The sequence below is a fragment of the Streptomyces sp. NPDC058464 genome, from assembly GCF_042721035.1.
GTDB lineage: Bacteria > Actinomycetota > Actinomycetes > Streptomycetales > Streptomycetaceae > Streptomyces.
The window spans coordinates 1-25,321 of record NZ_JBHXMA010000024.1 but is presented as its reverse complement, the minus strand read 5'-3'; the positions used below and the strand labels follow the sequence as shown (position 1 = coordinate 25,321).

Here is a 25,321-nt window from a genome sequence, read left to right as displayed (position 1 = left end):
ACGGGCGGTCGCCGGGAGCGGAAGGCAATTTGCAGAACTGCCCGGCCGACGCGTTTATGGTGTGCCGCATGTTTCGTATTGAGGCGGAAGTCGACAAGGAACGACGCGATCTGCTCCGCGCCCGGCTGCTGGCCACCAACACGGCGGCCTCCCCCGTCCTGGCGGCCCTGCGCGGCACCCCGGCCGAGCGCGAGGTCCCGCTGCACCTCTGGGCGATGGACGAGGGCTCGGGCGACCTGGCCGGCGGTCTGGTCGGGCACAGCTGGGCGTCCTGGCTGCACGTCACCTACCTCTGGGTGGACGCCCGCCATCGCGGCACCGGCCTCGGCGGCAGTCTGCTCGCGGAGGCCGAGCACATCGCCCGCACCGACCGCGGCTGCACCGCGGCCCGCCTGGAGACCTGGGACTTCCAGGCCCCGGAGTTCTACAAGAAGCAGGGGTACGAGGTGGTGTGCGTGATCCCCGACTATCCGCCGGGGATCACGGAGTACACGCTGACGAAGCGGCTGGGCTGAGCCTCAGCTCTCCTGGCGGGCGCCCGCCGACGGCACCGCCTCGAACACCCGCGGGGCCGTGAAACCGGCCGCCGCGAAGGCCTCCTCGACCGCCTTGGTGATCGTGTCGACGTCGGCCGCCTCGGTGAGGACGATCGCCGAGCCGCCGAAGCCGCCGCCGGTCATCCGGGCCCCCAGGGCGCCGGCCGAGTTCGCCGCCTCCACGACCAGGTCCAGCTCGGGGCAGGAGACCTGGAAGTCGTCACGGAGGGAGGCATGCCCCTCGGTGAGGACCGGGCCGATGGCGCGGGTGTCGCCCGCCTCCAGGAGGGCCACGACGCGCTCGACGCGGTGGTCCTCGGTGACGACGTGGCGGACCAGGCGCCGTACCTCCGCCTCGTCGCCGAGGCGTTCGAGCGACGCGTCGAGGTCGTCGTAGGCGATGTCCCGCAGCGCGTCCACGCCCAGCAGGGCCGCGCCCTTCTCGCAGCCCGCGCGGCGCTTGCCGTACTCGCCGCCGCTGTGGGCGTGCTTGACCTGGGTGTCGACGACCAGCAGACGCATGCCCTCGGCCGCGAGGTCGAAGGGGATCTGCTTCTGCGAGAGGTCGCGGGTGTCGAGGAACAGGGCGTGGCCGGCCTCGCAGCAGGCGGACGCCGTCTGGTCCATGATGCCGGTCGGCGCCCCGACGTAGACGTTCTCCGCGCGCTGGCACAGGCGGGCCAGCTGCCAGCGCTGCAGGCCCAGTTCGTAGAGGTCGTTGAGCGCGAGGGCGATCACCACCTCCAGGGCCGCGGAGGAGGAGAGGCCGGCGCCGGTCGGCACGGTGGAGGCGAGGTGGACGTCGGCGCCGGTGACCGGGTGGCCGGCCTCGCGCAGCGCCCAGACGACGCCCGCCGGGTACTCCGTCCACTCCCGGTCGGTGCCGGGTTCCAGGGCGTCGAGGGAGAGCTCGACGATCCCGCCGTCGACGTCCGAGGAGTGCAGCCGCAGCACGCCGTCGGTACGGCGGGCGACGGCGGCCGTCGCCACGTGCGGCAGCGCGAACGGCATCACGAAGCCGTCGTTGTAGTCGGTGTGCTCGCCGATCAGGTTGACCCGGCCCGGTGCCGCCCAGACGCCGTCGGGAGCCGTCCCGTACAGCTCCTCGAAGGCGCCTCTGACCTGCTGTGCTGCCCCCACCTACTGCTCCCTTGCTGCGCTGATGGTCCGAGCGAACTCCCAGGCGTCCGCGACGATCCCCGCGAGGTCCGCGCGGGTCGGGTTCCAGCCCAGCTTCTCGCGGGCGGTGGCCGCCGAGGCGACCAGGACGGCCGGGTCGCCGCCCCGGCGCGGGGCCACGACCTCGGGGATCGGGTGACCGGTGACCTGCCGGACCGTCTCGATCACCTCGCGGACCGAGAAGCCCTCGCCGTTGCCGAGGTTGCAGATCAGGTGCTCGCCGGGCTTGGCGGCCGTGAGGGCCAGCAGGTGGGCGTCGGCCAGGTCGGCGACGTGGATGTAGTCGCGGATGCAGGTGCCGTCGGGCGTCGGGTAGTCGTCGCCGAAGACGGAGATCGCGTCCCGCTTGCCCTGGGCGACCTGGAGGACCAGGGGGATCAGGTGTGACTCGGGGTTGTGGCGCTCGCCCTGCGCGCCGTACGCGCCGGCCACGTTGAAGTAGCGCAGGGAGACCGCGCCCAGGCCGTGCGCGGCGGCCTCGCCGGTGATCATGTGGTCGACGGCGAGCTTGGTGGCGCCGTACGGGTTGGTCGGCCGCGTGGGGGCGGTCTCGACGATCGGGACCTGCTCCGGCTCGCCGTAGGTGGCCGCCGTGGAGGAGAAGACGAGCTTGCGGACGCCGGCCTCGCGCATCGCGGCGAGCAGCGCCATGGTGCCGCCGACGTTGTTGTCCCAGTACTTCTCGGGCTTCACGACCGACTCGCCGACCTGGGAGAACGCGGCGAAGTGCAGCACCGCCTCGTAGGAGGAGTCCAGCCACTTGGCGGCGTCGCGGATGTCGCCCTCGACGAAGGCGGCGCCCGCGGGGACGCCCTCACGGAAGCCCGTGGAGAGGTTGTCGAGGACGGTGACCTCGTGGCCCGCCTCCAGCAGGTGCTGGGCGACCACGCTGCCGACGTAACCCGCCCCGCCCGTCACCAGGTACTTCATCAACTCGCTACCTCTCGCAGTCGCTCGGCCGCGCGCTCCGGCGGCACGTCGTTGATGAACACGCTCATGCCCGACTCGGAACCCGCGAGAAACTTCAGCTTGCCGGACGTTCGGCGGATGGTGAAAAGCTCCAGGTGGAGCGCGAAGTCGTCGCGCGTGACACCCTCGAACTCCTCCAGCGTCCCGAACGGCGCCTGGTGCCAGGCGGCGATGTAGGGCGTGGGAGGCTCACCCTCACCGAAGATACGGTCGAAGCGCCTCAAGAGTTCCAGATAAACCTGGGGGAACTCTGAGCGTGCCGCCTCGTCGAGCCCGAGCAGGTCGGGGACGCGGCGCTTCGGGTACAGGTGGACCTCGTACGGCCAGTGTGCCGCGTACGGCACGTAGGCGACCCAGTGTTCACTCTCAAGGACGACCCGCTCGTCGGCGAGTTCACGCGCCAGCACGGCGTCGAAGAGGTTCTCCCCGCCCGTCGCCTCCTTGTGGGCCGCGATGGAGCGCAGCATCAGGGCGGTGCGCGGGGTGGTGAAGGGGTAGGCGTAGATCTGGCCGTGCGGGTGGCCGAGCGTCACGCCGATCTCCTCGCCGCGGTTCTCGAAGCAGAACACCTGCTCGACGGAGGGGAGGTGGGACAGCTCCGAGGTCCGGTCGGTCCACGCGTCCAGGACCAGGCCCGCCTGCTCCTCGGTGAGGCTCGCGAAGGACGCGTCGTGGTCCGAGGTGAAGCAGACCACCTCGCAGCGCCCGGAGTCGCCGGCCAGCGAGGGGAAGCGGTTCTCGAAGACCACGACGTCGTACGACGAGTCCGGGATCTCGCTCAGCCGGTCGCCCTTGGTCGGGCACAGCGGGCACTGGTCGGCCGGCGGGTGGTAGGTGCGGCCCTGCCGGTGCGAGGCGATGGCGACCTGGTCGCCGAGGAGCGGGTCCCTCCGGATCTCGGAGGTGGTGTGCGTCCGCTCCAGCGGACGGCGGTCCACCGCGTCCCGCACGGTGTCGTCGCGCAGGTCGTAGTAGATGAGTTCGCGACCGTCGGCCAGCCGGGTCGAGGTCTTCTTCACTGCGGACTCCCATTGATCGAGCCAGCCAACCATCAAACAGAACCGAACACACCAAAACACAACTCACCACCCCAGTCAACATCGCAATCAATCAAGGTGAGACAACGAAAGTGTTGAATTACCGGGTGCAGAACCCCACAGATGCCCCCGTATCCCCCACACACCTCGCGACGGACCTCACCACGGACCTCACCAGGAACCTCGCGGCGGGGCTACGACTCCCCACCAACGGCCTGGACTACACGATCCTCGCGATCTACTTCGTCGTCGTCCTGGGCATCGGCTTCGCGGCCCGCCGCTCGGTGAAGACCAGCCTCGACTTCTTCCTCTCCGGGCGGTCGCTGCCCGCCTGGATCACCGGCCTCGCGTTCATCTCGGCGAACCTGGCCGCCACCGAGATCCTCGGCATGGCCGCCAACAGCGCGCAGTACGGCGCGTACACCGTGCACTGGTACTGGATCGGCGCCATTCCGGCCATGGTCTTCCTGGGCCTGGTGATGATGCCCTTCTACTACGGCAGCAAGGTCCGCTCGGTCCCCGAGATGCTGCTGCTCCGCTTCGACAGAGCCGCACACCTGCTCAGTTCGATCCTGTTCGCCTTCGCGGCCATCCTGATCGCCGGTGTGAACCTGTACGCCCTGGCGATCGTCGTGGAGGCGCTCCTCGGCTGGCCGCAGTGGGTGGCGATCGTGGTCGCCGGCGCGTTCGTGCTGGCGTACATCACCCTCGGCGGTCTCTCCTCGGCCATCTACAACGAGGTACTGCAGTTCTTCGTGATCCTGGCCGCCCTCATCCCGCTGTCGGTGCTCGGCCTGAAGAAGGTGGGCGGCTGGGGCGGCCTGGTCGACAAGCTCACCGCGACCCACGGCCACAACTTCACGACCGCCTGGGGCGGCACCGGCATCGGCTCGGCCAACCCGCTCGGCGCGAACTGGCTGACCATCGTCGTCGGCCTCGGCTTCGTGCTCTCCTTCGGCTACTGGACGACGAACTTCGCCGAGGTGCAGCGCGCCCTGTCGGCGAAGAACCTCTCCGCCGCCCAGCGCACCCCGCTGATCGCCGCCTACCCGAAGATCTTCATCGTCTTCCTGGTGATGATCCCGGGCCTGGTCGCCGCCGCGCTGGTGCCGGACATCGGCAGGTCCGGCTCGGACCTCCAGTACAACGACGCGATCCCGTACCTGATGTCGCAGCTCCTGCCCAACGGCGTGCTCGGCATCGCGGTCACCGGACTGCTGGCCGCGTTCATGGCCGGTATGGCGGCCAACGTGTCGTCCTTCAACACCGTGTTCACGACGGACATCTGGGCGAAGTACGTGGTCCGGGGCCGGGAGGACGGCTACTACGTGCGCTTCGGACGCCTCATCACGGCGATCGGCGTGTGCGCGTCGATCGGTACGGCGTTCCTGGCGTCGTCGTTCTCGAACATCATGAGTTACCTCCAGACGCTGTTCTCCTTCTTCAACGTGCCGATGTTCGTCGTCTTCATCGTCGGCATGTTCTGGAAGCGGGCCTCGGCGAAGTCCGGCTTCTGGGGGCTGCTCGCCGGCACCGTGACCGCGATGGTCAACTACTTCGTCCTCTACAAGAGGGGCATCATCGGCATCCCCTCCGACCAGGGCGCCAACTTCGTCTCCGCGATCGCCGGGTTCGTCGCCGGCGCGGTGGTGATGGTGATCGTGTCCCTGTTCACCGCGCCGAAGCCGGAGGCGGAGCTCGCGGGCCTCGTCTACGGCACGAGTTCCCCCGGCATGGCCGAGGCGCCCGCCGCGGGCGACGACGCGTGGTACCGCCGGCCGGCGCTGCTGGGCTGGGGCGCGGTGATCCTGGCCGCGCTCTGCTACATCCCGTTCTCGTTCTGATCGCCGTCGCCGCAGAATGGAGAGACCATGACCGACGACTCCGGGCACTCCGGGTTCCACTACTCCGAGCAGGACGTCCAGCGGGAAGTCACCGAGCTGGAGGGCAAGTCCGCGACGGCCGCGCGGATCTTCGACCTGCGACGGATCATCGGCGGGTTGTTCGTGCTGTACGGGATCATCGTCACGATCACCGGGATCACGGACTCGCAGGCCGAGATCGACAAGGCGCAGGGGATCAACATCAACCTGTGGACGGGGATCGGGATGCTGCTGCTGGGGGTGTTCTTCTTGGTGTGGCTGTGGCTGCGTCCTACTCCCCCTCCGCTTCCTCCTTCTGACGAGCCCGAATAGGCCGTCGTTCGGCTGCGGGTACGTGGGGGCTGGTCGCGCACGCGCGGCGGAGCCGCACATGGAAACAGCCCCGCGCCCCTAAAGGGGCGCTTCTGCGCCGCCGTTCAGAGGTCCCGCTCGATCCAGTAGCCCAGTCCGTGCCGCCAAGGCCGCCGCCTCCAGCCTCGACCCCACCCCCAGCTTCATCAGCACCCTCTGCACATGGGTCCGGGCCGTGCTCGGGGCGATGCCCATGCCCGCGGCGATGAGGCGGGTGTCCTCGCCGTCCGCCACCCGCACCAGGACCTCCACCTCCCTCGGGGTGAGCATCTGGAGGAGGCGTTGGCCCTCGTCGTCGGGCTGGGCGGCGGGGTTGAGGAGTTCGGCGAAGGCGCCCTGGAGCAGGGCGGGTGCCACGGCGGCCTCCCCGGCCCGCGCCTTCATGATCGCGCGCTCGACGCCTTCTATCCGCTCGTCGTGCCGTACGTACCCGGAGGCGCCCGCGGCGAAGGCCGCCGCGATGCCCCGCGGGGACGGCACCGGGCCCAGCACCAGCACCGCGACCTGCGGCCGCTCCTTCTTGATCCGCACCACCGGGTCGAAGATCCCCGGCTCCGCCGGTGCCGCCGTACCGAGCAGGCACACCTCGGGTGCCCGTGTGATGACCAGCTCGGCCGCGCCCGCCGCCGGTGCCGCCGCGGCCAGCACCCGGTGGCCGCGCAGTTTCAGCGCCGAGGCCAACGCCTCCGCGAGCAACCGGTGGTCGTCGACCACCATGAGCCGCACTCCCATAGAGCAACCCCCCAGTCCCCCCAATGGATGCCCCACTATGGATGCCCACTGGTCCGCATGGACAGAGGGCCCCCCGGCACCTCGTCCTTCATGCCCCCGGAAGCTACACGCTTGTTCGACGTTGCGCTGCCCCTACTGATGAGAAGTGCCCCGGATCGGAGGAATCTCTGGGTTTTCTCTCATTCGCGGGTGGAGAGCGCGTATCAGCCACCCGTACCGAAGGCGGTGACCAGGTACTCCTTGGCCGACGACGAAGTGGCGGTGTGGGCGTACCCGGCGGACAGGTAGAGGTGTCCCTGGGAGTAGAGGGCCTCGGCGTACTCCGGCGACATGGTGGTCTCCACCGCCTTGACCGCCGTGGTCGCCGGGTTCTCCAGCAGTTTGGTCTCCTTGAAGGATCCGCCGTCGATGCTGACGACCTGGGCGCCCTTGTCGTACGGCGCGTTCTTGTACGCGATCACATCGGGGCCGTCCATGCGCAGGGGCGTGATCGTGTAGTTGTCCCCGGCGTCGGCGCGCTGGCCGGTCTGCTTGCCGGTGGCCAGGTCGAAGGCGACGATCTCGTTGGTCTTCGTGTAGTCCCCGTCGCCGTCGTGCTCCTCGGTCGCCAGGTACAGCCTGTCGTTGCCGACGGCAACTCCCGAGCACTTCTCCAGCTCGTAGATGCCGTCGCAGCGGGCCGCGTAGGAGCTGCCCGGGGTGGAGATACGGGTGCGCAGTGCGCCGGACCTGTCGTCGATGGAGAAGACGTCCGAGAAGCCGCTGCCGTCGCCCGCGCTGTCGTTGATGTCGGCGGCCACCACCAGCGGGTCGGTCGAGACGACGCTCGCGTAGTCGATGCCCGAGGTCATCTTGTACTCGGAGAGCACCTTGCCGGAGACCGGGTCGAGGGTCTGGATGTGCAGCTGGCCGGTGTCGCCGCTGCCGCACCTGCGGACCGCGACCAGCTTGGCGCCGCCGCCGTAGCCGGCGTCGTAGCAGCTGTCGGCCGGCTTCGGCTGCCAGCGGATCTTGCCGGAGGCGAGGTCGAAGGCGGCGCCGCCGCTGGTGCCGCCGACCGCGACCGTCTGCTGAGCGACCGTCACATTGTCGAAGTTGAGCGGGACGTCACCGGACTTGACCGCCTGGGTCCACAGTTTCCTGCCCGCGTTCAGGTCGATCGCGGCGACCTGGGTGCAGCCGGCCGTGGAGCCCTTCGCGGGCATCTTCGGCTGGAAGACGACCGCGGTCCGGCCGTCGGCGCTGACGTGCCCGGTGGCACGGCAGACCGGGCCGGACAGCGGGACCGTCCACAGCTTGGCGCCCGAGTCGGGGTCGTAGCCGGTGATCTCGGCGATGCCGCTCTTCGCGTACACCTTGTCGGTGAGCCAGGAACCGGCGGTGACGGTCGTGTCCTTCGCCGTCGGCAACGGGACCTGGAAGAGGACCTTGGAGGTGGGGTCCGCGGGCACCTTCTCGGTGCCCTTGCCGTTCTTGCCGCCGTTCGCATCCTGGCCGCCGGCGGTGCCGCCGCCGGAGCTCGCGGTGTCGTCCTTCCTGCCGTCTCCGCCGGAGGACTTGGCGTACCAGATGCCGCCGCCGACGATCAGCGCGATGGCGGCGACCGCCGCGACGACGATGAGCAGCGTGGCGTTGTTCCGGCCGGGGCCGGGAGCGGGGCCGCCCGGTTGGCCGCCGGGGTAGCCGTAGCCGGGCTGGGGCGGCTGGTTCGGATAGCCGTAGCCGGGCTGCTGGGCGTACGGGTTCGGGGGCTGTTGCGGATAGCCGTAACCCGGCTGGGGGGCCGGGGGCTGCTGTGGGTAGCCGTAACCCGGCTGGGGTGGCTGGGGTGCGCCGAAACCGGGCTGCTGCGGGGGCTGGTTGGGGGGCGGAGGGGGCGGCTGGGTCATGACGGGGTACCTCGGAGGACGGCGCGCGAGAGGGCTGCGGACGGCGCGGGCTGACGGACTGCGGGCGGCACGGGACGGGCCCCGCTCAGTTGCCGAAGGCCATCATCAGCTTCTCCTTCGCGTCGTCGCTGCCGGTCAGCCGCGTGGCGGAGAGGTAGAAGCGGCCGTCGGCCCAGTCGGCGGCGCCGTCGTAGAAGCCACCCTCGATGTCGGCGGTGTGCTGCGGGTTCTGCAGCAACCTGGTGGGCTTGTGGCTTGCGCCGGTGGTCGGGATCGACACGACCTGGCCGCCCGCGTCGTACGACGGCCGTACGTACGCGACGAGTCTGCCGCCCTCGATCTTCATCGGGTACATCGACTCGTCCGTCGGGGACTTCGTACGCCACTTCGCCGTGCCGTCGGTGAGGCTGATCGCGACGATCTCGTTGCCGCCGCCGCTCACGTCCGTCGGCAGGTACAGGGTGTTCGCGTCGACGGCCACGCCCTGGCAGCCCTGGAGGTCGCGGGCGAGGATCGCCAGGCCGCACTGGGGCGCGAACTTCTCGTTCACCTTCACCTCGGAACGGAACGTGCCCTTGCCGTCCAGGACCGAGATGTTCCAGGCCTGCTTGTCCTGGTTGGTCAGGTAGACCACGAGCGGGTCGACGGAGTACGTCCGCTCGACCGTCCAGCCCTTCTTGATCGGCCGGGTCCACTCGACCTTTCCGGTGGCAGGGTCCAGCTGCGAGATCTCGTCGTGCTCGTCGCTGCCGCCGGCGGCACAGGACGCCACCTCGATCAGCCGGTCCGTGCCGCCGGCGAACGCCGTCGGGAAACAGGCCGCGCCGTACTTCTTCTTGTCGTACAGCTTGTGGCCGCTGCCGAGGTCGTACGCCGTGCCCGACTCGGAGCGGCCGGCCATCAGCGTCTTTCCGCTGATCGTCAGCTCGATGCTGAGGGCGCTGTCGAACAGCCCGCCGTCGGCGACGGTCGCGGTCCAGCCCTTCCTGCCCGTGTCGAGGTCGATCTCCTGCAGCTGGTTGCACTTGGCGCGGTCGCTGGTGCCGTTCATGTAGGCCACGACGACCTTGCCGTCCGCCGACTTCTGCGGGGTGACCGCGCAGATCTTCTGCGGGAACGCGATCGGCGCCCAGGCCGGGTCGCCGTTGCCCACCTTGTAGGCGAAGACCTGCTTGTACGCCGCCTTCACGGCCGTCTTCCCGGTGATCCACATGCCGGGCGCGTCGGCGCCGGAGGCGGGCGCGTCGGGTGCCGACTTGTACCAGAGCACCTTGGCCTCGCCGGACTTGCGGCCCGCGTTGAGGTTGTCCGGGTCCGTACCGCCGTCGCCGCTGCCGTCACCCGGGTTGGCCGGAGTACCGGAGGCCTTGGGGTCGTCGGACTGCTGGGCGACCGGCTTCTTGCCGTCGCCCTCGCCGGTCAGGGCGTACACCGTGCCGCCGACGACCAGCAACCCCGCCACCGCCGCCGCGACGATCAGCGCGGGCTTCCCCTTGAACGGCCCGCCGCCGGAGGGCGGGGGCGTCCCGGGCCCACCCGGGCCGCCGGGGTACGGCGGCTGCTGCGGGGGGTAGCCGTAGCCGGGCTGCGGCCCGTACGGACCCGGCACCGGTCCCGGCCCCGGTGCACTGTAGGGGCCGGTCGGCTGGGCGTAGGGGCCGGGGGCGTAAGCGGGCTGCTGGGGGTAGCCGTATCCCGGCTGTGGCTGTGGCTGTGGTTGAGGGGCGGGGGCGCCGAAGCCGCCCTGCGCGGGCGGCTGTTGCGGAGCGCCGAAGCCGCCGCCCGGTGGCGGCTGGTCCTGCGGTGCTCCGAAAGCGCCGTGCGGCGGCTGGCCGGGCGGCTGTGTCATCAGCGTTCTTCCCCCTCGTTCACTGATTTTGAGCCACGTCCGAGGCGTGTGACGGCCCATGGGCCGTACTCAGACAGTTCTCAGACGGACCTTTCTACCACCCGCCACCGACAGCCCACGGGCCCACATCTGCCGCTGTTCCCAAGGGAGAACCGCCCCGTGATGCCACCGTTACGCGCCTTCACGCCCGCTTCACCGGGCCCGCGCAAGGGGGTTGCGCGGGGACCGCAAAGGCCTGTTTCACGCCGGTGACCGGTGGCTAGGCGTCCTCCGCCAGCTCCAGCCAGCGCATCTCCAGGTCCTCGCGCTCGCCGGCCAGGTCGCGCAGCTGGGCGTCGAGGTCGGCGACCTTCGCGAAGTCCGTGGCGTTCGCGGCGATCTGGTCGTGCAGCTTGGTCTCCTTCTCGGAGATGCGGTCCAGCTGACGCTCGATCTTCTGGAGTTCCTTCTTGGCGGCGCGCTGGTCGGCGGCGCTCCGCTCGGCCGTGGCGGCCTTGGGGGTAGCTGCGGTGGCGGTGGCGGCGACCGCCTCCTCCATGCGCTGCCGGCGCTCCAGGTACTCGTCGATGCCGCGCGGCAGCATCCGCAGCGTGGCGTCGCCGAGGAGGGCGAAGACCCGGTCGGTGGTGCGCTCCACGAAGAACCGGTCGTGGGAGATGACGATCATCGAGCCGGGCCAGCCGTCGAGGACGTCCTCCAGCTGGGTGAGGGTCTCGATGTCGAGGTCGTTGGTGGGCTCGTCGAGGAAGAGGACGTTCGGCTCGTCCATGAGCAGGCGCAGCAGCTGGAGGCGGCGGCGCTCACCGCCGGACAGGTCGCCGACCGGCGTCCACTGCTTCTCCTTGCTGAAGCCGAACGTCTCGCACAGCTGCCCGGCGGTCATCTCGCGCCCCTTGCCGAGGTCGACGCGCTCGCGCACCTGCTGGACGGCCTCCAGGACCCGCGTGGTCGGGTCCAGCTCGACGACCTCCTGGGAGAGGTAGGCGAGCTTGACGGTCTTGCCGACGACGACCCGCCCGGCCGCCGGCTGCGCCTCGCCCTCCGTCCGGGCGGCCTCGGCCATGGCGCGCAGCAGCGAGGTCTTGCCGGCGCCGTTGACACCGACCAGGCCGATGCGGTCGCCGGGGCCGAGCTGCCAGGTGACGTGCTTGAGCAGCACCTTCGGTCCGGCCTGGACGGTCACGTCCTCCAGGTCGAAGACGGTCCTGCCGAGCCGCGACGAGGCGAACTTCATCAGCTCGGAGGTGTCGCGCGGCGGCGGCACGTCCTTGATCAGCTCATTGGCGGCCTCGACCCGGAAGCGCGGCTTGGAGGTACGGGCGGGGGCGCCGCGGCGCAGCCAGGCCAGCTCCTTGCGGACCAGGTTCTGCCGCTTGGTCTCCTCGGTGGCCGCGATCCGCTCGCGCTCCGCGCGGGCGAAGACGTAGTCGGAGTAGCCGCCCTCGTACTCGTAGACGGCGCCGCGCTGCACGTCCCACATGCGGGTGCAGACCTGGTCGAGGAACCAGCGGTCGTGGGTCACGCACACCAGTGCCGAGCGGCGCTCGCGCAGGTGCCTGGCCAGCCAGGAGATGCCCTCGACGTCGAGGTGGTTGGTGGGCTCGTCGAGGACGAGCAGGTCCTGCTCCTCGATCAGCAGCTTGGCGAGCGCGATGCGGCGCCGCTCGCCACCCGACAGCGGGCCGATGACGGTGTCCAGGCCCTTGGGGAAGCCGGGCAGGTCCAGGCCGCCGAAGAGGCCGGTGAGGACGTCCCGGACCTTGGCGTTGCCGGCCCACTCGTGGTCGGCCATGTCGCCGATGACCTCGTGGCGGACGGTCGCGGCCGGGTCGAGGGAGTCGTGCTGGGTGAGGACGCCGATGCGCAGGCCGCCGGAGTGCGTGACGCGGCCGGTGTCGGCCTCCTCCAGCCGGGCGAGCATCCGGATGAGGGTGGTCTTGCCGTCGCCGTTGCGGCCCACCACGCCGATGCGGTCGCCCTCCGACACGCCGAGCGAGACGCCGTCCAGCAGGGCACGGGTGCCGTAGACCTTGCTGACGTTCTCGACATTGACCAGGTTGACGGCCATTTCACTCCTGCGCACGGGGACGGTCAGCCTCCCAGCGTAATGCGCGCGGAGAGGCCGTCCGGCCGGGAGCCGCCTTCGGCCCGCCTTGACCGCGCGCGCGTGCGGGCGTGGCCCGCCTGGCCGCGCGCGTGCGCGCGTACGTCTCGTCGAGGAGGTCGCACCCGGCACGGGGACCGGCGCACGGTGGGGTGCCTCACCACGGGGTGCCCCGGCACGGGGGATTGCCTCACCACGGCGTGCCCCGGCACGGGGGCCCCGGCACAGGTGCCCCAGCACGGGGAGGTGCCTCGTCACCGGGGGTGCCTCGCCACCGGGGGGTGCCCCGGCGCGGAGGGGTGCCTCGCCACGGGGCCCCGGCACGGAGAGGGTGCCCCGCCACCGGGGCGTGCCCCGGCGCGGAGGGGGGTGCCTCGCCACGGGGCCCCGGCACGGGGAGGGTGCCCCGCCACCGGGGCGTGCCCCGGCGCGGAGGTGGGGGTGCCTCGCCACGGGGGGTGCCCCGGCGCGGAAGAGTGCTCCGGCGCGGGGCGCGGTGCGGGGCGCGTGGGCCGTGCGCGCCGTGGGAAAGTGCGTCGCGGCGCACTTTCCCACGTGCGCCGCGGCGCGCGGCTCGTGCGTCCGGGGCTTCAGGCGCCCGCCTCGCCCAGTCCCCGGCGCTGGATCAGCGCGGCCGCCGGGGCGAGGCCGCGGCCGCTCGCGGCGGTCTGCTCGCCGACCGGCATGTCGTCGCGCATGAGGTTCTCGGGGATGAGGACCGCGGCCGTGACACCGCCGTTCGGCGAGGGGCGCAGCTCGACCCTGAGGCCCTGCCGCTCGCGCAGCCGGTTGACCACGAACAGCCCGATCTGCTTGGCGTCGAGGAGGTCGACCCTGGCGGACTGGATCTTGCCGTTGGCCTCGGCCATCGCCTCCTCGTTCATGCCGAAGCCGCTGTCCTCGATCTCGACGAGCAGGCCTTCGCGCATCCGCGCGGCACGCAGTTGCACCTTGGTGCTGGGGGGCGAGAAGGCGGCCGCGTTCTCGACGAGTTCGGCGATCAGGTGGATCACGTCGGCCACCGAGCCGCCGGCGACCGACACGCGCGGTACGGCCCAGATCTGCACGCGCGCGGAGTTCTCGATCTCGGCGACGGCGGCGCGCACCACGTCCGCCAGCGGGATCGGGTCCCGCCAGCCGCGGCCCGGCGCGATCCCGGAGAGGATGAGCAGGCTCTCCGAGTGGCGGCGCATGCGGGTGGCGAGGTAGTCGACGCGGTAGAGGTCGTGCAGCTCGGTCTGGTCCTGCTGGCGGCGCTGCATCCGGTCGAGCAGGTCCAGCTGGCGGTGGAGCAGCACCTGGCTGCGGCGCGCGAGGCTGACGTACACGCCGGAGATGCCGCTGAGGAGCTCGGCGCGCTCGGAGGCGGCCTTCAGGGCGGCGCGCTGGACGGCCGTGAGGGCGGTGCCCACCTGGGCGAGCTCGTCGCCGACGAGGCGGCGCATGGGTGCCTCGGCGTCGATGTCGACGCCCTGCCCGGCGTGCAGCCTGCGCATGGCCTGCGGGAGGCGGCGGCCGGCCACCTCCAGGGCGGAGTTCCGCAGGTCGAGGAGTTCGACGATCAGGCCGCGGCCGACGCCCACCGAGACCAGCAGCGACAGCAGGACACCGACCAGGCCGAGGACGACGGCGACGCCGGACGCGCCGAGCGTGGACCAGCCGAACGTGGCGGCCTTGGCGGTGGCTCCCGTACCGGCGCCCGCCTCGGCCGCCGTCAGCGCCTGGAGCACGCCGGTGGCGGAGCCGTCCCAGCCGGACAGCGTGGCCGCGGACACCGCGTCGGCGCCCGGCCCCGCGCCCTCGACCCGGTCCTCCACGGCGGCCAGCCTCCGGTACCCCGCGCCGTCCAGGATCTCGTCGTACGCCCGCCTGTGCGCGGCCTTCAGGTCGGCGACCGCGGGCTCCAGCAGCTCGCGGTGGGTGGCTGCCGCGCCGACGAACGCGGTGTACTCCCGCTGGGTCAGGCGGCCGGCCGCCTCGCCCGCGGCGAGCAGCGCCTGTTCGCGGGCGAACGCCTCACGCGCGCGTGCCAGTTCGAGCACCACGCGGGTCTGCGAGGCGGAGTCGGTGCCCTTCTCGCCGGTGAGCGCCCCGGTGACGGCGAAGGCGCGCTCCACGACGGCGGTGTACTGGGTGTAGGCCTTCTGCGCCGCGCCCTTCTGGGCGGTCTCCGCGCGCACGGTGCCGACGGAGTCCGCGGCGGTGGACAGCCGGTCGATCCGGGCGGGGAGCGCGGAGTTGAGCAGGGCCGCGTCGGAGGTGGACGCGTTGATGCCGTCGGTGAGCTTCGTCCGCGCCGCGTCGGTGGCCGCCCTGGCGGTCTTCAGCGCGGCGAGGGAACGGGCGCCGGGGGCGGCCGCGTACCGGGTGGCGGCGGTCCGCTCGCCCTGGACCGCGGTCACGAAGTCGGCCACGGGGGTGAGGAGCTGGGCGTTGACGTCCTTGGCCCGCTCGGTGTCGCCGATCGCGGCGACGGTCGTCACGGCGGCGTACGCCCACAGTGCCATCAGCGACACGACGGGCAGCATGAGCAGGGCGACGATCTTCGCGCGGACGGATCTGGGGCGGAGTCGTTCGGTGGTACGGCGAACGCGCATGGGGACCTCGTTCGGGGAGGGGCGCGCCCGGGAACCGGCGGGCCGACGGCGCGCGTTCCCGGACGGGGTGAGGGTGTCGAGGAGGTGTGGGGGGTGGCGGCTGCGGGGAACGGCGGTCAGGCCGTGGTCAGTTCGACCTCGCGCAGCAACTCCGCGGCGACGGCGGACTCGTGGCGCTTGCCGGTCGGGGACAGCGCCACGTACGCGGAGGCGAGGAAGAGGAACGAGCCGAGCAGCACCGCGAGCGGGAAGAGGAACTCGGTGGCCGTGGCACCGGACAGTTCGGCGCTGCTGGGCTTGAGGTTGACGCTGACGGCGTACATCGCCGTGTAGTGCATGCTGCTCACCGCGAGCCCCATGACGAGGGCGGAGAGCGTGGCCAGGACGGGTCCGCGGACGACGAGGGAGAGGGTGAGCGCCGCGGTGGCCGCGACCACGGCGATCGCGACGGACGCGATGACCGTCAGCGGGTCGAAGCCCACCGAGCCGTGCAGGTTGAGCGCGGCCATGCCGGTGTAGTGCATCGCGGCGACACCGAGCCCGGTGCCCAGGCCGCCGAGCAGCACCGCCTGCACGCGTGAACGGCCGTATCCGGCGGTGAAGATGCCGGCGCTGACGACGGCGATCGCCATGACGAGGCTGAGCACGGTCAGCGGGATGTCGTAGCGGATGGGCGTGCCCTCCACGGAGAAGCCCATCATCGCGATGAAGTGCATGGTCCAGATGCCGGACCCGATGGCGAACGAGGCGAGTGTCAGCCAGTTCCGTTTCGAGGCGCCTTCCGCCTCCAGTGCCCTGACGGTGCAGCGCAGTCCCAGCGCCGAGCCGACGCAGGCCATCGCGTAGGACAGGACGGGAGTGACCCATCCGGCGCTGAAGTGGTCCATGTGCCCCATGGAAATGTCCTCTCTACGTGGCGCGGGCACGTAGACGCCGCGCACACGAGGTACCGCCGGTAACAGAGGGCGGGGATGGCGATCATGCCAGCCGTCACCATGAGCCAGATGGCGCGAAAGGGACCCTGGGGCGCATTTGTGAAAATCTAGTTACCGTGAAGTAGGTAACAGCACCGGATCTTCACATTTCCGCAGGTCAGACCTAGTTTCAGGTTACACGGACCCGGTCGTCCGGTCCGCCGTGAGCACGGTCGCGCCCGGCGCGGGCGCCGGCGCCGTGCGCACCGTGCGGCAGGTGCCGGAGGCGAGCAGCGCCTCGGAGACCTTCTGCGCCGACGCGGTGTCCCGGACCAGGAACGCCGTGGTGGGACCGGAACCGGAGACCAGCGCGGTGAGCGCGCCGGCCGCGCGGCCCGCGTCGAGGGTGTCCGCGAGCTCCGGGAAGAGGGAGAGCGCGGCGGGCTGGAGGTCGTTGGAGACGGCGGCCGCGAGCGCGTCGGCATCGCCCTTGGCGAGGGCGTCGAGGAGGTCCCGGGAGGCGACCGGCTCCGGGATGTCGCGCCCCTCCGCGAGCCGGTCGAACTCGCGGAAGACGGCCGGGGTGGACAGCCCGCGCCCGGCCATCGCGAACACCCAGTGGAAGGTGGCGCCGACTTCGAGCGCGGTCAGCCGCTCGCCGCGCCCGGTGCCGAGGGCGGCGCCGCCGACCAGGCTGAAGGGCACGTCGCTGCCCAGGTCGGCGCAGATGGCGAGGAGTTCGGCGCGGGAGGCGCCCGCCTGCCAGAGCTCGTTGCACGCGAGCAGCGCGCCCGCCCCGTCCGCGCTCCCCCCGGCCATGCCGCCGGCGACCGGGATGTCCTTGGCGATGTGGATGTGCACGGCCGGCTCGATGCCCCGGCGCCCGGCGAGCGCGAGGGCGGCGCGGGCGGCGAGGTTGGTGCGGTCCAGGGGAACCTGGTCGGCGTCCGGGCCCTCACACGTGATGCTCAGCTCGTCGGCGGGCGTGACCGTGACCTCGTCGTAGAGGCCGACGGCGAGGAAGACGTTGGCCAGGTCGTGGAAGCCGTCGGGGCGCACGGCACCCACCGCGAGCTGGACGTTGACCTTGGCGGGGACGCGTACCGTGACGCTCACTTACCGGGCTCCTTGTGTTCTGCGATCCTCGCGAACTCCTCGACCGTCAGCGCCTCCCCGCGGGCCTGCGGCGAGACCCCGGCCGCGACCAGCGCCGCCTCGGCGGCCGCCGCGGACCCGGCCCAGCCGGCGAGCGCCGCCCGCAGGGTCTTGCGGCGCTGCGCGAACGCCGCGTCGACCACCGCGAAGACCTCGCGCTTCGAGGCGGTCGTCTTCAGCGGTTCCGCCCGCCGGACGAGGGAGACGAGGCCGCTGTCGACGTTCGGGGCGGGCCAGAAGACGTTGCGCCCGATGGCACCGGCGCGCTTCACCTCGGCGTACCAGTTGGCCTTGACCGACGGCACGCCGTACACCTTGTTGCCGGGTCCGGCGGCGAGCCGGTCGGCGACCTCGGACTGCACCATCACCAGCGTCCGCTCGATGCTCGGGAAGGTGTCGAGCATGTGGAGGAGGACGGGGACGGCGACGTTGTAGGGGAGGTTCGCGACCAGCGCGGTCGGCGGGGGTCCCGGCAGCTCGGTGACGTGCATCGCGTCGGAGTGGACCAGCGCGAACCGGTCCGCGCGCGCCGGCATGCGCGCCGCGATCGTCGCGGGCAGGGCGCCGGCCAGCACGTCGTCGATCTCGACCGCGGTGACCCGGTCGGCGACCTCCAGGAGCGCGAGCGTGAGGGACCCGAGTCCCGGGCCGACCTCCACGACGACGTCGTCCGGGCGGACCTCGGCGGTGCGGACGATACGGCGGACCGTGTTGGCGTCGATCACGAAGTTCTGGCCGCGCTGCTTGGTCGGGCGTACACCGAGCGCTGCCGCGAGCTCACGGATGTCGGCGGGGCCGAGGAGGGCGTCGGGGGTGGGGCTGCTCACGGGACAAGGGTACGGGGCCGCCGGGGCCGCCTTCCGCCGGTCACCTCGCTCACCTCACCTCGGTCAGCTCGGCCGCCTCGGTCACCTGTGCAGCCGCGCCCCGCAGTGCGGCCAGGGCGTGGAGCCGCGGCTCACGTAGAGCTTCTTCGCGCGGAACGTCTGCTCCTCGGCCGAGGCGTCCTGCGGACGGCCGCTGCCGCCGAGGCTGTGCCAGGTGTGGGTGTCGAACTGGTACAGCCCGCCGTACGTCCCGGAGGGGTCCACCGCGTGCGGGCGGCCGCCGGACTCGCACGCGGCGAGACCGTGCCAGTTCAGGCCGTCGGCGCCCTTCACGGAGTCGGGGTGCGGCTTGGTCCCCACCCTCACGAGCTGCGTGCGCGGTTTCCGCACCACCTCGGACGTCTCGCGGCGGGGCTTCTCGCGGACTCCGTTGACGGAGCGGAAGTAATAGGTCACACGGCGCAACCCGGGCCGTCCGGCCCGCTCGACCACCTCCGTGCCCTTGAACACCGTCGGGTCCGGCGTCTGCCGCACCTCGAACGGGATGGTCTCCTCGCGCACCTCCCTGCTGCCCGTGACGCGCAGCACGGTCACCGTCTGCCCGTCGCGCGGGAAGCCGGACCGGGGCACGGAGGTGGTGTCCTGGCCGTGCAGGGTGATCCCGGCCTCCTCGACGGCCTCGCCGACGGTCGCCGCGTTGGTGCGGATGGTCCGGGTCCGGCCGTCCGCCAGGATCGTGACCGTGCGCTCGGTGCGGACGTCGAGCGCGAGCCCGGCGCGTCCGATGCTCTGGGAGCGCGAGGCCGACAGATACGCGCCCTCGGCACGCACCCCCAGCTGCCGGAGCGCCCCGTCCACCGTGTGCGCCGTCGTCCACACCTCGCGCCGTTCGCCGTCCAGCGTGAGCCGCACGGGGCGGCCGTAGTGCACCGCGACCTCGTCGCCGCTGGCCAGCGCCGTGCCGGGGGCGGGCGCCACCACGTCGTGCGCGCCGACCGGGACGCCCTCCTCGGCGAGCAGGCCGGTCACGTCGTCGGCGAACGTGTGCAGGGTGCGCGGCCTGCCGTCGACGGTCAGCTCGATCGCCTTGTCCTTGGCGAGGAACGCGGTGGTGCCGCCCGCGAGGAACGCGACGACGAGCGCCTGCGGCAGCAGACGGCGCACGGCGGACTCCGGGCGCCTGGAGTACCGCGCCCTCCGCCGGCGCGCGGCGCGGCGCCCCGCCACGGCGCGCGCACCCGCCTCGCGCGCCTCGCCCTGCGCACCGCGGTCGCCCTGCCGCGGCAGCACCGGCTCACTCACGTGCGCCTGCGCCGCGGCCTCGTACGCCGGGCGGTACGTGTCACCCCCGTACGCCGTCCCATACGCCGTGCCGAACGCCGTCCCGTACGCCGTTCCGGACGCCGTTCCGTACGGCGCGCCGTATCCCAGCGTCTCGGCGTCGTACACGCCGTACATCTCCTGTGCGCCGTGCACTCCGGGCGCGCCATAGGGGTCGTACGTCCCAGACGTCTCGTACTGCGATGCGCTCACGCCGACACGCTCCAGAGGGCCAGAGGGGTCCGGATCGGGCCCCCAGAACCTAGCGGAGCACCCGTCACTCTCCAAAGCGGCACGACTACGCACGGTCGCGAGCGGACCAGAGGTGCGGCCCCGTGAACGTTATGCGCCAGTTATGATCGATACACCCTCAGTAATCGAAGGCGCGGGCCGTGTTCGCGCCCAAGGCCGTCGCCAGCGCGTCCTCGTCGATGCCGCGCACGGCCGCCATCGCCCGCACCGTGACCGGAATGAGATACGGGGCGTTGGGCCGTCCGCGGTACGGCGCCGGGGTCAGGAAGGGCGCGTCGGTCTCCACGAGGAGCAGTTCCAGGGGGGCCACCGCCACCGCGTCCCGCAGGTTCTGGGCGTTCTTGAAGGTGACGTTGCCGGCGAAGGACATGAAGTAGCCCTCGCGGGCGCACTCCTCGGCCATCTCGGCGTCCCCGGAGTAGCAGTGGAACACGGTCCGCTCGGGGGCGCCCTCCTCCTTGAGGACGCGCAGGACGTCGGCGTGGGCGTCGCGGTCGTGGATGACGAGGGCCTTGCCGTGCCGCTTGGCGATCTCGATGTGGGCGCGGAAGGAGCGCTCCTGGGCGGCCTTGCCCTCGGGTCCGGTGCGGAAGTAGTCGAGGCCGGTCTCGCCGACGCCCTTGACCTGGGGCAGCCCGGCCAGCCGGTCGATCTCCGCAAGGGCCTCGTCCAGCGCCGCGTCCCCGCCCCCGGCCCGGGCCCCCTGCCGGGACCAGCTGTCGGGGTCCCCGTGCACGATGCGCGGCGCCTCGTTGGGGTGCAGGGCGACGGTCGCGTGGACGTTCCGGTGCGCGGCGGCGGTGTCGGCCGCCCACCGCGAGCCCTTGATGTCGCAGCCGACCTGGACGACGGTCGTCACGCCCACCGACGCGGCCTTCGCGAGGCCCTCCTCGACCGTGCCGGACTGCATGTCGAGGTGGGTGTGGGAGTCCGCGACGGGCACCCGGAGCGGTTCCGGGAGCGGCGGCGCCGTGTTCTTGTCGGCCGTGCGGGAGGCCGCACCGGGGGCGTTCGAAGGCATGCCCCGATCCTACGAAAGGGGCATGCCCGCCGGACCCACGCCCAGGGCCCGTATCAGCTCGCCTTGCGCTGGAAGGGATGCAGGAGATCGGACAGGTGCCAGTGGTGCACCGCCTTGGCCTCCGCGGAGGCCTCCGTCGCCGCCGCGGCCGGCCCGGTCTCCGTACCGTCCTGCCCGACGGAACGCTCCCGCGCCGACGGCTGATGCGACCGCTGCGCGGCGTTCCGCACCGACGAGACCTGCCCCGCGCGCATGATCCGCAGGACCTGGCCGTCGCAGTTCTGGCACGAGGGCCGGCTCAGCGGCGACGGGACGACCCGGCCGTTCGTCACGTACTTGACGAACTCGTGGTTGTCGGCGTCGGTGTGGTGCTCTATCTCGTACGACTGCTCCCAGCCGTGCCCGCATCGCATGCAGGCGAAGGAATACGACTCGTGGACGACGGCTGTGGCCGCACCGCGGAGGCCGGTCTGCCCTGCGATCTCACTCATGCCAGCTCCTCTTGTCCGCTCGGACAAGCACGCACCCCCGGCGCGGGGATTCCCCCCGGAATCCCATTGGGGGTGAGGGACGGGTGCGTCCCTGCTGACCAGTGGACGCCTTCACCGACGCGAATGCGACAGGCCTGCCGAGTGTTGGAGGCGATTTGGATTCTGCTTGCCAAATCGGCCCCGCCGCACAGGGCTGGGCTTTGCGTTCGGCGCCCTTGCTTTACCGTCCCGTGGGGCGCGCGCTCAGAGGAGAAGCTCCCCGCTCAGAGGACACATCACCGCAGGTCAGGGGCGCACGCTCAGCCGAGAAGCGACCCGCTCAGAGATCAAGGAGCGCCCCCTCGGAACGCCGGGACCTGAGCGCCCCTTTCAGGGGCGCGGGGAACTGCGCGACCAGCCCCCACCACCCCGCACACGACTACACAGGAGCAACCACGGCGGCGCTCCGAAAACCGACCTCACCCATCAACACGCTTCGCGGCGACAACGGCGTCGAACACCACCCTCTTCGGAATCCCCGCCTCCACCGCCACCGCCGCGATCGCCTCCTTGCGGCGCTCCCCGGCCTCCTCCCGCACCCGCACCCGCCGCACCAGCTCCGCCGCGTCGAGTTCCTCGGGCCCACGCTCGGGCGCCCCCTCGACGACCACGGTGATCTCACCGCGCACCCCGTCGGCGGCCCACACCGCCAGCTCGGCCAGCGGACCGCGCCGTACCTCCTCGTACGTCTTGGTCAGTTCACGGCAGACGGCGGCCCGCCGCTCGGCGCCGAAGACCTCGGCCATGGCGGCGAGGGTGTCGTCGAGGCGGTGCGGGGCCTCGAAGTAGACGAGGGTGCGGCGCTCCTCGGCGACCTCCTGGAGGCGGGAGCGGCGCTCGCCCGCCTTGCGCGGCAGGAAGCCCTCGAAGCAGAACCGGTCGACGGGCAGCCCGGACAGCGCGAGCGCGGTGAGCACGGCGGACGGCCCCGGGACGGCGGTGACCCGGATCTCCTTCTCCACGGCGGCGGCGACCAGCCGGTAGCCGGGGTCGGAGACGGACGGCATCCCGGCGTCGGTCACGAGCAGCACGCGCGCGCCGCCGACGAGTTCCTCGACCAGCTCCGGTGTGCGGGCGGCCTCGTTGCCCTCGAAGTACGACACCACACGCCCCTTGGGCGTCACGCCCAGCGCCTGGGTGAGCCACCGCAGCCGGCGCGTGTCCTCGGCCGCGATCACGTCGGCGCCGGTCAGCTCCGCGGCGAGCCGGGGCGGCGCGTCCGCGACGTCGCCGATGGGGGTGCCTGCGAGGACAAGGGTTCCAGTCACCCCTCCATCCTCCCAGCCGCCACCGACAGCACCGTCCCCGGCGGACCCCTGGAGCGGTGAACGCAGCGGACCCTCCGGGGCGGTGAACCCGGCAGACCCCCGAGGCGGTGAACGCAAAGGAACCCACCGCGAAGCCCCATTGCACGGGACTCACACAGAACGGTTCCCTACGATGGCGCGGTGACCAGTACCGCGTCCTCCTCCACGGACACCCGGCAGGGCCAGGCAGCGCTCGACGAGCGGCCGACGTGGCAGCAGCGGCTGCGCCGGTTCGGCTACACGACGAGCCCGGTGCACACCGCGCACCCCGCCGGTGGCAGAGGCGTGGCAGGCTCCGGCGCGCAGGCCGACGTCGTCGACCGTCTGGTGCCGCCGTACGCCGAGCCCAGCTCCCGGCTGTGGCTCGCCCTGGGGGTGCCCCCGGTGCTCGCCGAGCGGATCACCCGCTGGTCGGGCTGGGGCGGTCCGCTCCTCGTGACGCTGATGGCGGGCCTGCTGCGGTTCTGGAACCTGGGCAGCCCCAAGGCGGTGATATTCGACGAGACGTACTATGCGAAGGACGCGTGGGCGCTCGTCCACCGCGGTTTCGAGGTCAACTGGGACAAGAACGCCAACGACCTGATCCTGCAGAAGGCCGGCCACGTCGGCATCCCGGTGGACGCGGCGTACGTCGTGCACCCGCCGGTCGGCAAGTACGTCATCGGGCTCGGGGAGCTGATCTTCGGCTTCAACCCGTTCGGCTGGCGGTTCATGACGGCACTGCTCGGCACGCTGAGCGTGCTGCTGCTGTGCCGGATCGGGCGCCGGATGTTCCGGTCCACCTTCCTGGGCTGCCTGGCGGGCGGGCTGATGGCGGTGGACGGGCTGCACTTCGTGATGAGCCGCACCTCGCTGCTCGACGGGGTGCTGATGTTCTTCGTGCTGGCCGCGTTCGGCTGCCTGGTCGTCGACCGGGACAGGTCGCGGGCGAAGCTGGCGGCCGCGCTGCCGGCCGACGCGGACGGCCGGGTCCGCCCGGACGCGGACGTGGCCGACGGCTTCCGCTTCGGGTGGCGCCCCTGGCGCTGGGCGGCGGGCCTGCTGCTGGGCCTCGCGCTCGGCACCAAGTGGAACGCCCTCTACATCCTGGCCGCGTTCTGCGTGATGGCGGTCCTGTGGGACGTGGGTGCCCGCAAGGTGGCCGGTGCCCGGCACCCGTACAAGGCGGCCCTGGCGCACGACACGGGGATCACGTTCCTGGCGACGGTCCCGGTGGCCGTCGCCGTCTACCTGACCTCCTGGATCGGCTGGATCCTGTCCCCCACCGACGGCACCGGCGGCTACTTCCGCAACTGGGCGGCCACCGACGGCAAGGGCGGCAGCTGGACGTTCCTGCCGGACTGGCTGCGCAGCCTGTGGCACTACGAGCACGAGGTGTACCTGTTCCACGTCGGCCTCTCGTCGCCGCACACGTACATGTCGAATCCGTGGTCCTGGCTGGTGCTGGGCCGCCCGGTGTCGTACTACTACGAGTCGCCGTCCCCGGGTGTGGACGGCTGCCCGTCGGACGCCGGCGAGAAGTGCGCCCGCGAGGTGCTCGCGATCGGGACCCCGCTGCTGTGGTGGGCGGCCTGCTTCGCGATCGCCTACGTCCTGTGGCGGTGGGCGTTCCGCCGCGACTGGCGGGCCGGTGCCATCGCCTGCGGCATCGCGGCCGGTTACCTTCCCTGGTTCATGTACCAGGAGCGGACGATCTTCCTCTTCTACGCCGTCGTCTTCGTACCCTTCCTGTGTCTCGCGGTGGCGATGATGGCCGGCGCGATCATCGGCCCGCCGGGCTCCAGCGACACCCGCCGACTGATCGGCGCGTCGAGCGCGGGTGTCCTGGTGCTGCTGATCGCCTGGAACTTCATCTACTTCTGGCCGCTGTACACCGGGACGGCGATTCCGATCGACTCCTGGCGTTCACGTATGTGGCTCGATACCTGGGTTTGAGCCACATCCCTGATCTCCGTTCGGCCAACAGTTCGGCCAACAATGGGTCAACACCTGTCACAGGGACCCCACAACGACCTACAGTGCGACCCACAACCAGCTTTTGAACGCGTTCACAAAATGCGGCAAAAGCTCACGGGAGGGATTTTCGCACCATGCGCAAGGGGGTCAAGGGTGCCCTGATCGGCGGCGTCTGCGCGGCCGTGCTGGGCGGGGGCGGGTACGGCGCCTACAACGTGCTGTCGGGGCTCCGCGGTGACAGCACACCGGCGGTGCGGACCGGGCCGCCGACGAAGGACGAGATCAAGGACACCACGCAGAAGTTCTTCACGGCCTGGGAGAAGGGCCAGTCGGTGACCGCGGCGTCGTACACGAACGACTCCGCCGACGCCGAACCCGTGCTCACGTCCTTCAGCGACGTGGCGCACATCAAGGACGTGCACATCACGCCCGGCAAGGCGACCGGCGCCACCGTGCCGTACACCGTGAAGGCGACCGTGTCCTACGGCGGGAAGTCGAAACCGCTCGCCTACAAGAGCCGCCTGACCGTCGTGCGCGGCGAGACCACGCACCGGGCGCTCGTCGACTGGAACCCGACCGTCGTCCACCCGGAGCTCCGGCGCGGCGACACCCTGTCCACCGGCGAGGCCGCGAGCCCGCCCATCGAGGCCGTGGACCGCAACGGCAAGGTCCTCACCAAGGACAAGTACCCGTCCCTGGGCCCGATCCTGGACGAGCTGCGCAGCCGCTACGGCGACAAGGCGGGCGGCACCCCCGGCGTGGAGCTGGTCATCCAGCACGCGTCCGAGGAGTCCGCCGACACCACGCTGCTGACCCTCGCGGAGGGGAAGGCCGGCAAGCTGCAGACGACGCTCGACGCGCGCCTGCAGGCCGCCGCCGAGACCGCGGTGACGAAGTACGCCGAGTCCTCGGT

The 25,321-nt window shown here is 71.7% G+C and carries 20 protein-coding genes; 5 read left to right on the top strand and 15 right to left on the bottom strand.

Going from position 1 to position 25,321, the window contains the following annotated elements; all coding sequences use genetic code 11:
* Positions 1-56: 56 nt before the first annotated feature.
* Positions 57-515 carry a GNAT family N-acetyltransferase gene (locus tag ACFWPQ_RS29010; protein ID WP_384040915.1) on the top strand — a complete coding sequence of 153 codons (459 nt, stop codon included), beginning with the start codon at positions 57-59 and terminating at the stop codon, positions 513-515.
* 3 nt (positions 516-518) lie between these two features.
* Here the strand turns inward: ACFWPQ_RS29010 and galK are convergent, their stop codons facing one another.
* From galK to galT, 3 genes are read right to left on the bottom strand one after another with little or no spacing between them, the layout of a single operon-like run.
* Positions 519-1,676, bottom strand: a complete 1,158-nt coding sequence (gene galK, locus ACFWPQ_RS29005) for a galactokinase (RefSeq protein WP_384040912.1) — start codon at positions 1,674-1,676, stop codon at positions 519-521.
* On the bottom strand, positions 1,677-2,645 hold the full coding sequence (gene galE / locus ACFWPQ_RS29000; protein WP_384040909.1) for a UDP-glucose 4-epimerase GalE: 969 nt from the start codon (positions 2,643-2,645) through the stop codon (positions 1,677-1,679).
* Positions 2,645-3,703, bottom strand: a complete 1,059-nt coding sequence (gene galT / locus ACFWPQ_RS28995; protein WP_384040906.1) for a galactose-1-phosphate uridylyltransferase — start codon at positions 3,701-3,703, stop codon at positions 2,645-2,647. The genes galE and galT overlap by 1 nt, the downstream gene beginning before the upstream one ends.
* A 233-nt stretch (positions 3,704-3,936) precedes the next feature.
* Between galT and ACFWPQ_RS28990 the strand changes: the two genes are divergently transcribed.
* Positions 3,937-5,565: a sodium:solute symporter family protein gene (locus tag ACFWPQ_RS28990; RefSeq protein ID WP_384041258.1), complete on the top strand. Its 1,629-nt coding sequence runs from the start codon at positions 3,937-3,939 to the stop codon at positions 5,563-5,565.
* Between the two features lie 27 nt (positions 5,566-5,592).
* Positions 5,593-5,916 (top strand): hypothetical protein, encoded by a 324-nt coding sequence (locus ACFWPQ_RS28985; protein ID WP_384040903.1) that lies wholly within the window; start codon positions 5,593-5,595, stop codon positions 5,914-5,916.
* A gap of 78 nt (positions 5,917-5,994) precedes the next feature.
* On the opposite strand, the gene ACFWPQ_RS28980 is transcribed toward ACFWPQ_RS28985, so the two are convergent.
* From ACFWPQ_RS28980 to rsmI, 12 genes are all read right to left on the bottom strand, one after another.
* A complete protein-coding gene (locus ACFWPQ_RS28980; RefSeq protein WP_384040900.1) occupies positions 5,995-6,687 on the bottom strand; it encodes a LuxR C-terminal-related transcriptional regulator in 693 nt (230 codons plus the stop codon).
* A gap of 203 nt (positions 6,688-6,890) precedes the next feature.
* Complete coding sequence (locus ACFWPQ_RS28975; protein WP_384040897.1) at positions 6,891-8,576, bottom strand: PQQ-binding-like beta-propeller repeat protein; 1,686 nt, start codon at positions 8,574-8,576, stop codon at positions 6,891-6,893.
* An 85-nt stretch (positions 8,577-8,661) separates the two neighbouring features.
* The gene (locus ACFWPQ_RS28970) at positions 8,662-10,425 is read right to left on the bottom strand and encodes a hypothetical protein (protein ID WP_384040895.1); all 1,764 of its coding nucleotides are present in this window, start codon (positions 10,423-10,425) and stop codon (positions 8,662-8,664) included.
* A 259-nt stretch (positions 10,426-10,684) separates the two neighbouring features.
* Positions 10,685-12,493 carry an ABC-F family ATP-binding cassette domain-containing protein gene (locus ACFWPQ_RS28965; protein ID WP_384040892.1) on the bottom strand — a complete coding sequence of 603 codons (1,809 nt, stop codon included), beginning with the start codon at positions 12,491-12,493 and terminating at the stop codon, positions 10,685-10,687.
* Between the two features lie 626 nt (positions 12,494-13,119).
* The gene (locus tag ACFWPQ_RS28960) at positions 13,120-15,126 is read right to left on the bottom strand and encodes a nitrate- and nitrite sensing domain-containing protein (RefSeq protein ID WP_384040889.1); all 2,007 of its coding nucleotides are present in this window, start codon (positions 15,124-15,126) and stop codon (positions 13,120-13,122) included.
* A gap of 116 nt (positions 15,127-15,242) precedes the next feature.
* Positions 15,243-16,022 (bottom strand): MHYT domain-containing protein, encoded by a 780-nt coding sequence (locus ACFWPQ_RS28955; RefSeq protein WP_384040886.1) that lies wholly within the window; start codon positions 16,020-16,022, stop codon positions 15,243-15,245.
* A 213-nt stretch (positions 16,023-16,235) separates the two neighbouring features.
* Positions 16,236-17,156: a 4-(cytidine 5'-diphospho)-2-C-methyl-D-erythritol kinase gene (locus ACFWPQ_RS28950; protein WP_384040884.1), complete on the bottom strand. Its 921-nt coding sequence runs from the start codon at positions 17,154-17,156 to the stop codon at positions 16,236-16,238.
* Entirely contained in the window at positions 17,153-18,022 is an 870-nt protein-coding gene (gene rsmA / locus ACFWPQ_RS28945; RefSeq protein ID WP_384040881.1) for a 16S rRNA (adenine(1518)-N(6)/adenine(1519)-N(6))-dimethyltransferase RsmA, read from the bottom strand. Before rsmA ends, ACFWPQ_RS28950 begins: the two co-directional genes overlap by 4 nt.
* A gap of 81 nt (positions 18,023-18,103) precedes the next feature.
* Positions 18,104-19,555 (bottom strand): ubiquitin-like domain-containing protein, encoded by a 1,452-nt coding sequence (locus ACFWPQ_RS28940; RefSeq protein WP_384040878.1) that lies wholly within the window; start codon positions 19,553-19,555, stop codon positions 18,104-18,106.
* 157 nt (positions 19,556-19,712) lie between these two features.
* On the bottom strand, positions 19,713-20,615 hold the full coding sequence (locus ACFWPQ_RS28935) for a TatD family hydrolase (RefSeq protein WP_384040875.1): 903 nt from the start codon (positions 20,613-20,615) through the stop codon (positions 19,713-19,715).
* 53 nt (positions 20,616-20,668) lie between these two features.
* Positions 20,669-21,106 (bottom strand): hypothetical protein, encoded by a 438-nt coding sequence (locus ACFWPQ_RS28930; protein WP_384040872.1) that lies wholly within the window; start codon positions 21,104-21,106, stop codon positions 20,669-20,671.
* A gap of 458 nt (positions 21,107-21,564) precedes the next feature.
* Positions 21,565-22,413 carry a 16S rRNA (cytidine(1402)-2'-O)-methyltransferase gene (gene rsmI / locus ACFWPQ_RS28925; protein WP_384040867.1) on the bottom strand — a complete coding sequence of 283 codons (849 nt, stop codon included), beginning with the start codon at positions 22,411-22,413 and terminating at the stop codon, positions 21,565-21,567.
* A 180-nt stretch (positions 22,414-22,593) separates the two neighbouring features.
* Between rsmI and ACFWPQ_RS28920 the strand changes: the two genes are divergently transcribed.
* Both ACFWPQ_RS28920 and ACFWPQ_RS28915 read left to right on the top strand, forming a co-directional pair.
* On the top strand, positions 22,594-24,387 hold the full coding sequence (locus ACFWPQ_RS28920) for a dolichyl-phosphate-mannose--protein mannosyltransferase (RefSeq protein WP_384040864.1): 1,794 nt from the start codon (positions 22,594-22,596) through the stop codon (positions 24,385-24,387).
* Between the two features lie 155 nt (positions 24,388-24,542).
* Positions 24,543-25,321 (top strand): NTF2-like N-terminal transpeptidase domain-containing protein (locus ACFWPQ_RS28915; protein WP_384040861.1); only part of this gene is annotated, 779 nt, incomplete at its 3' end.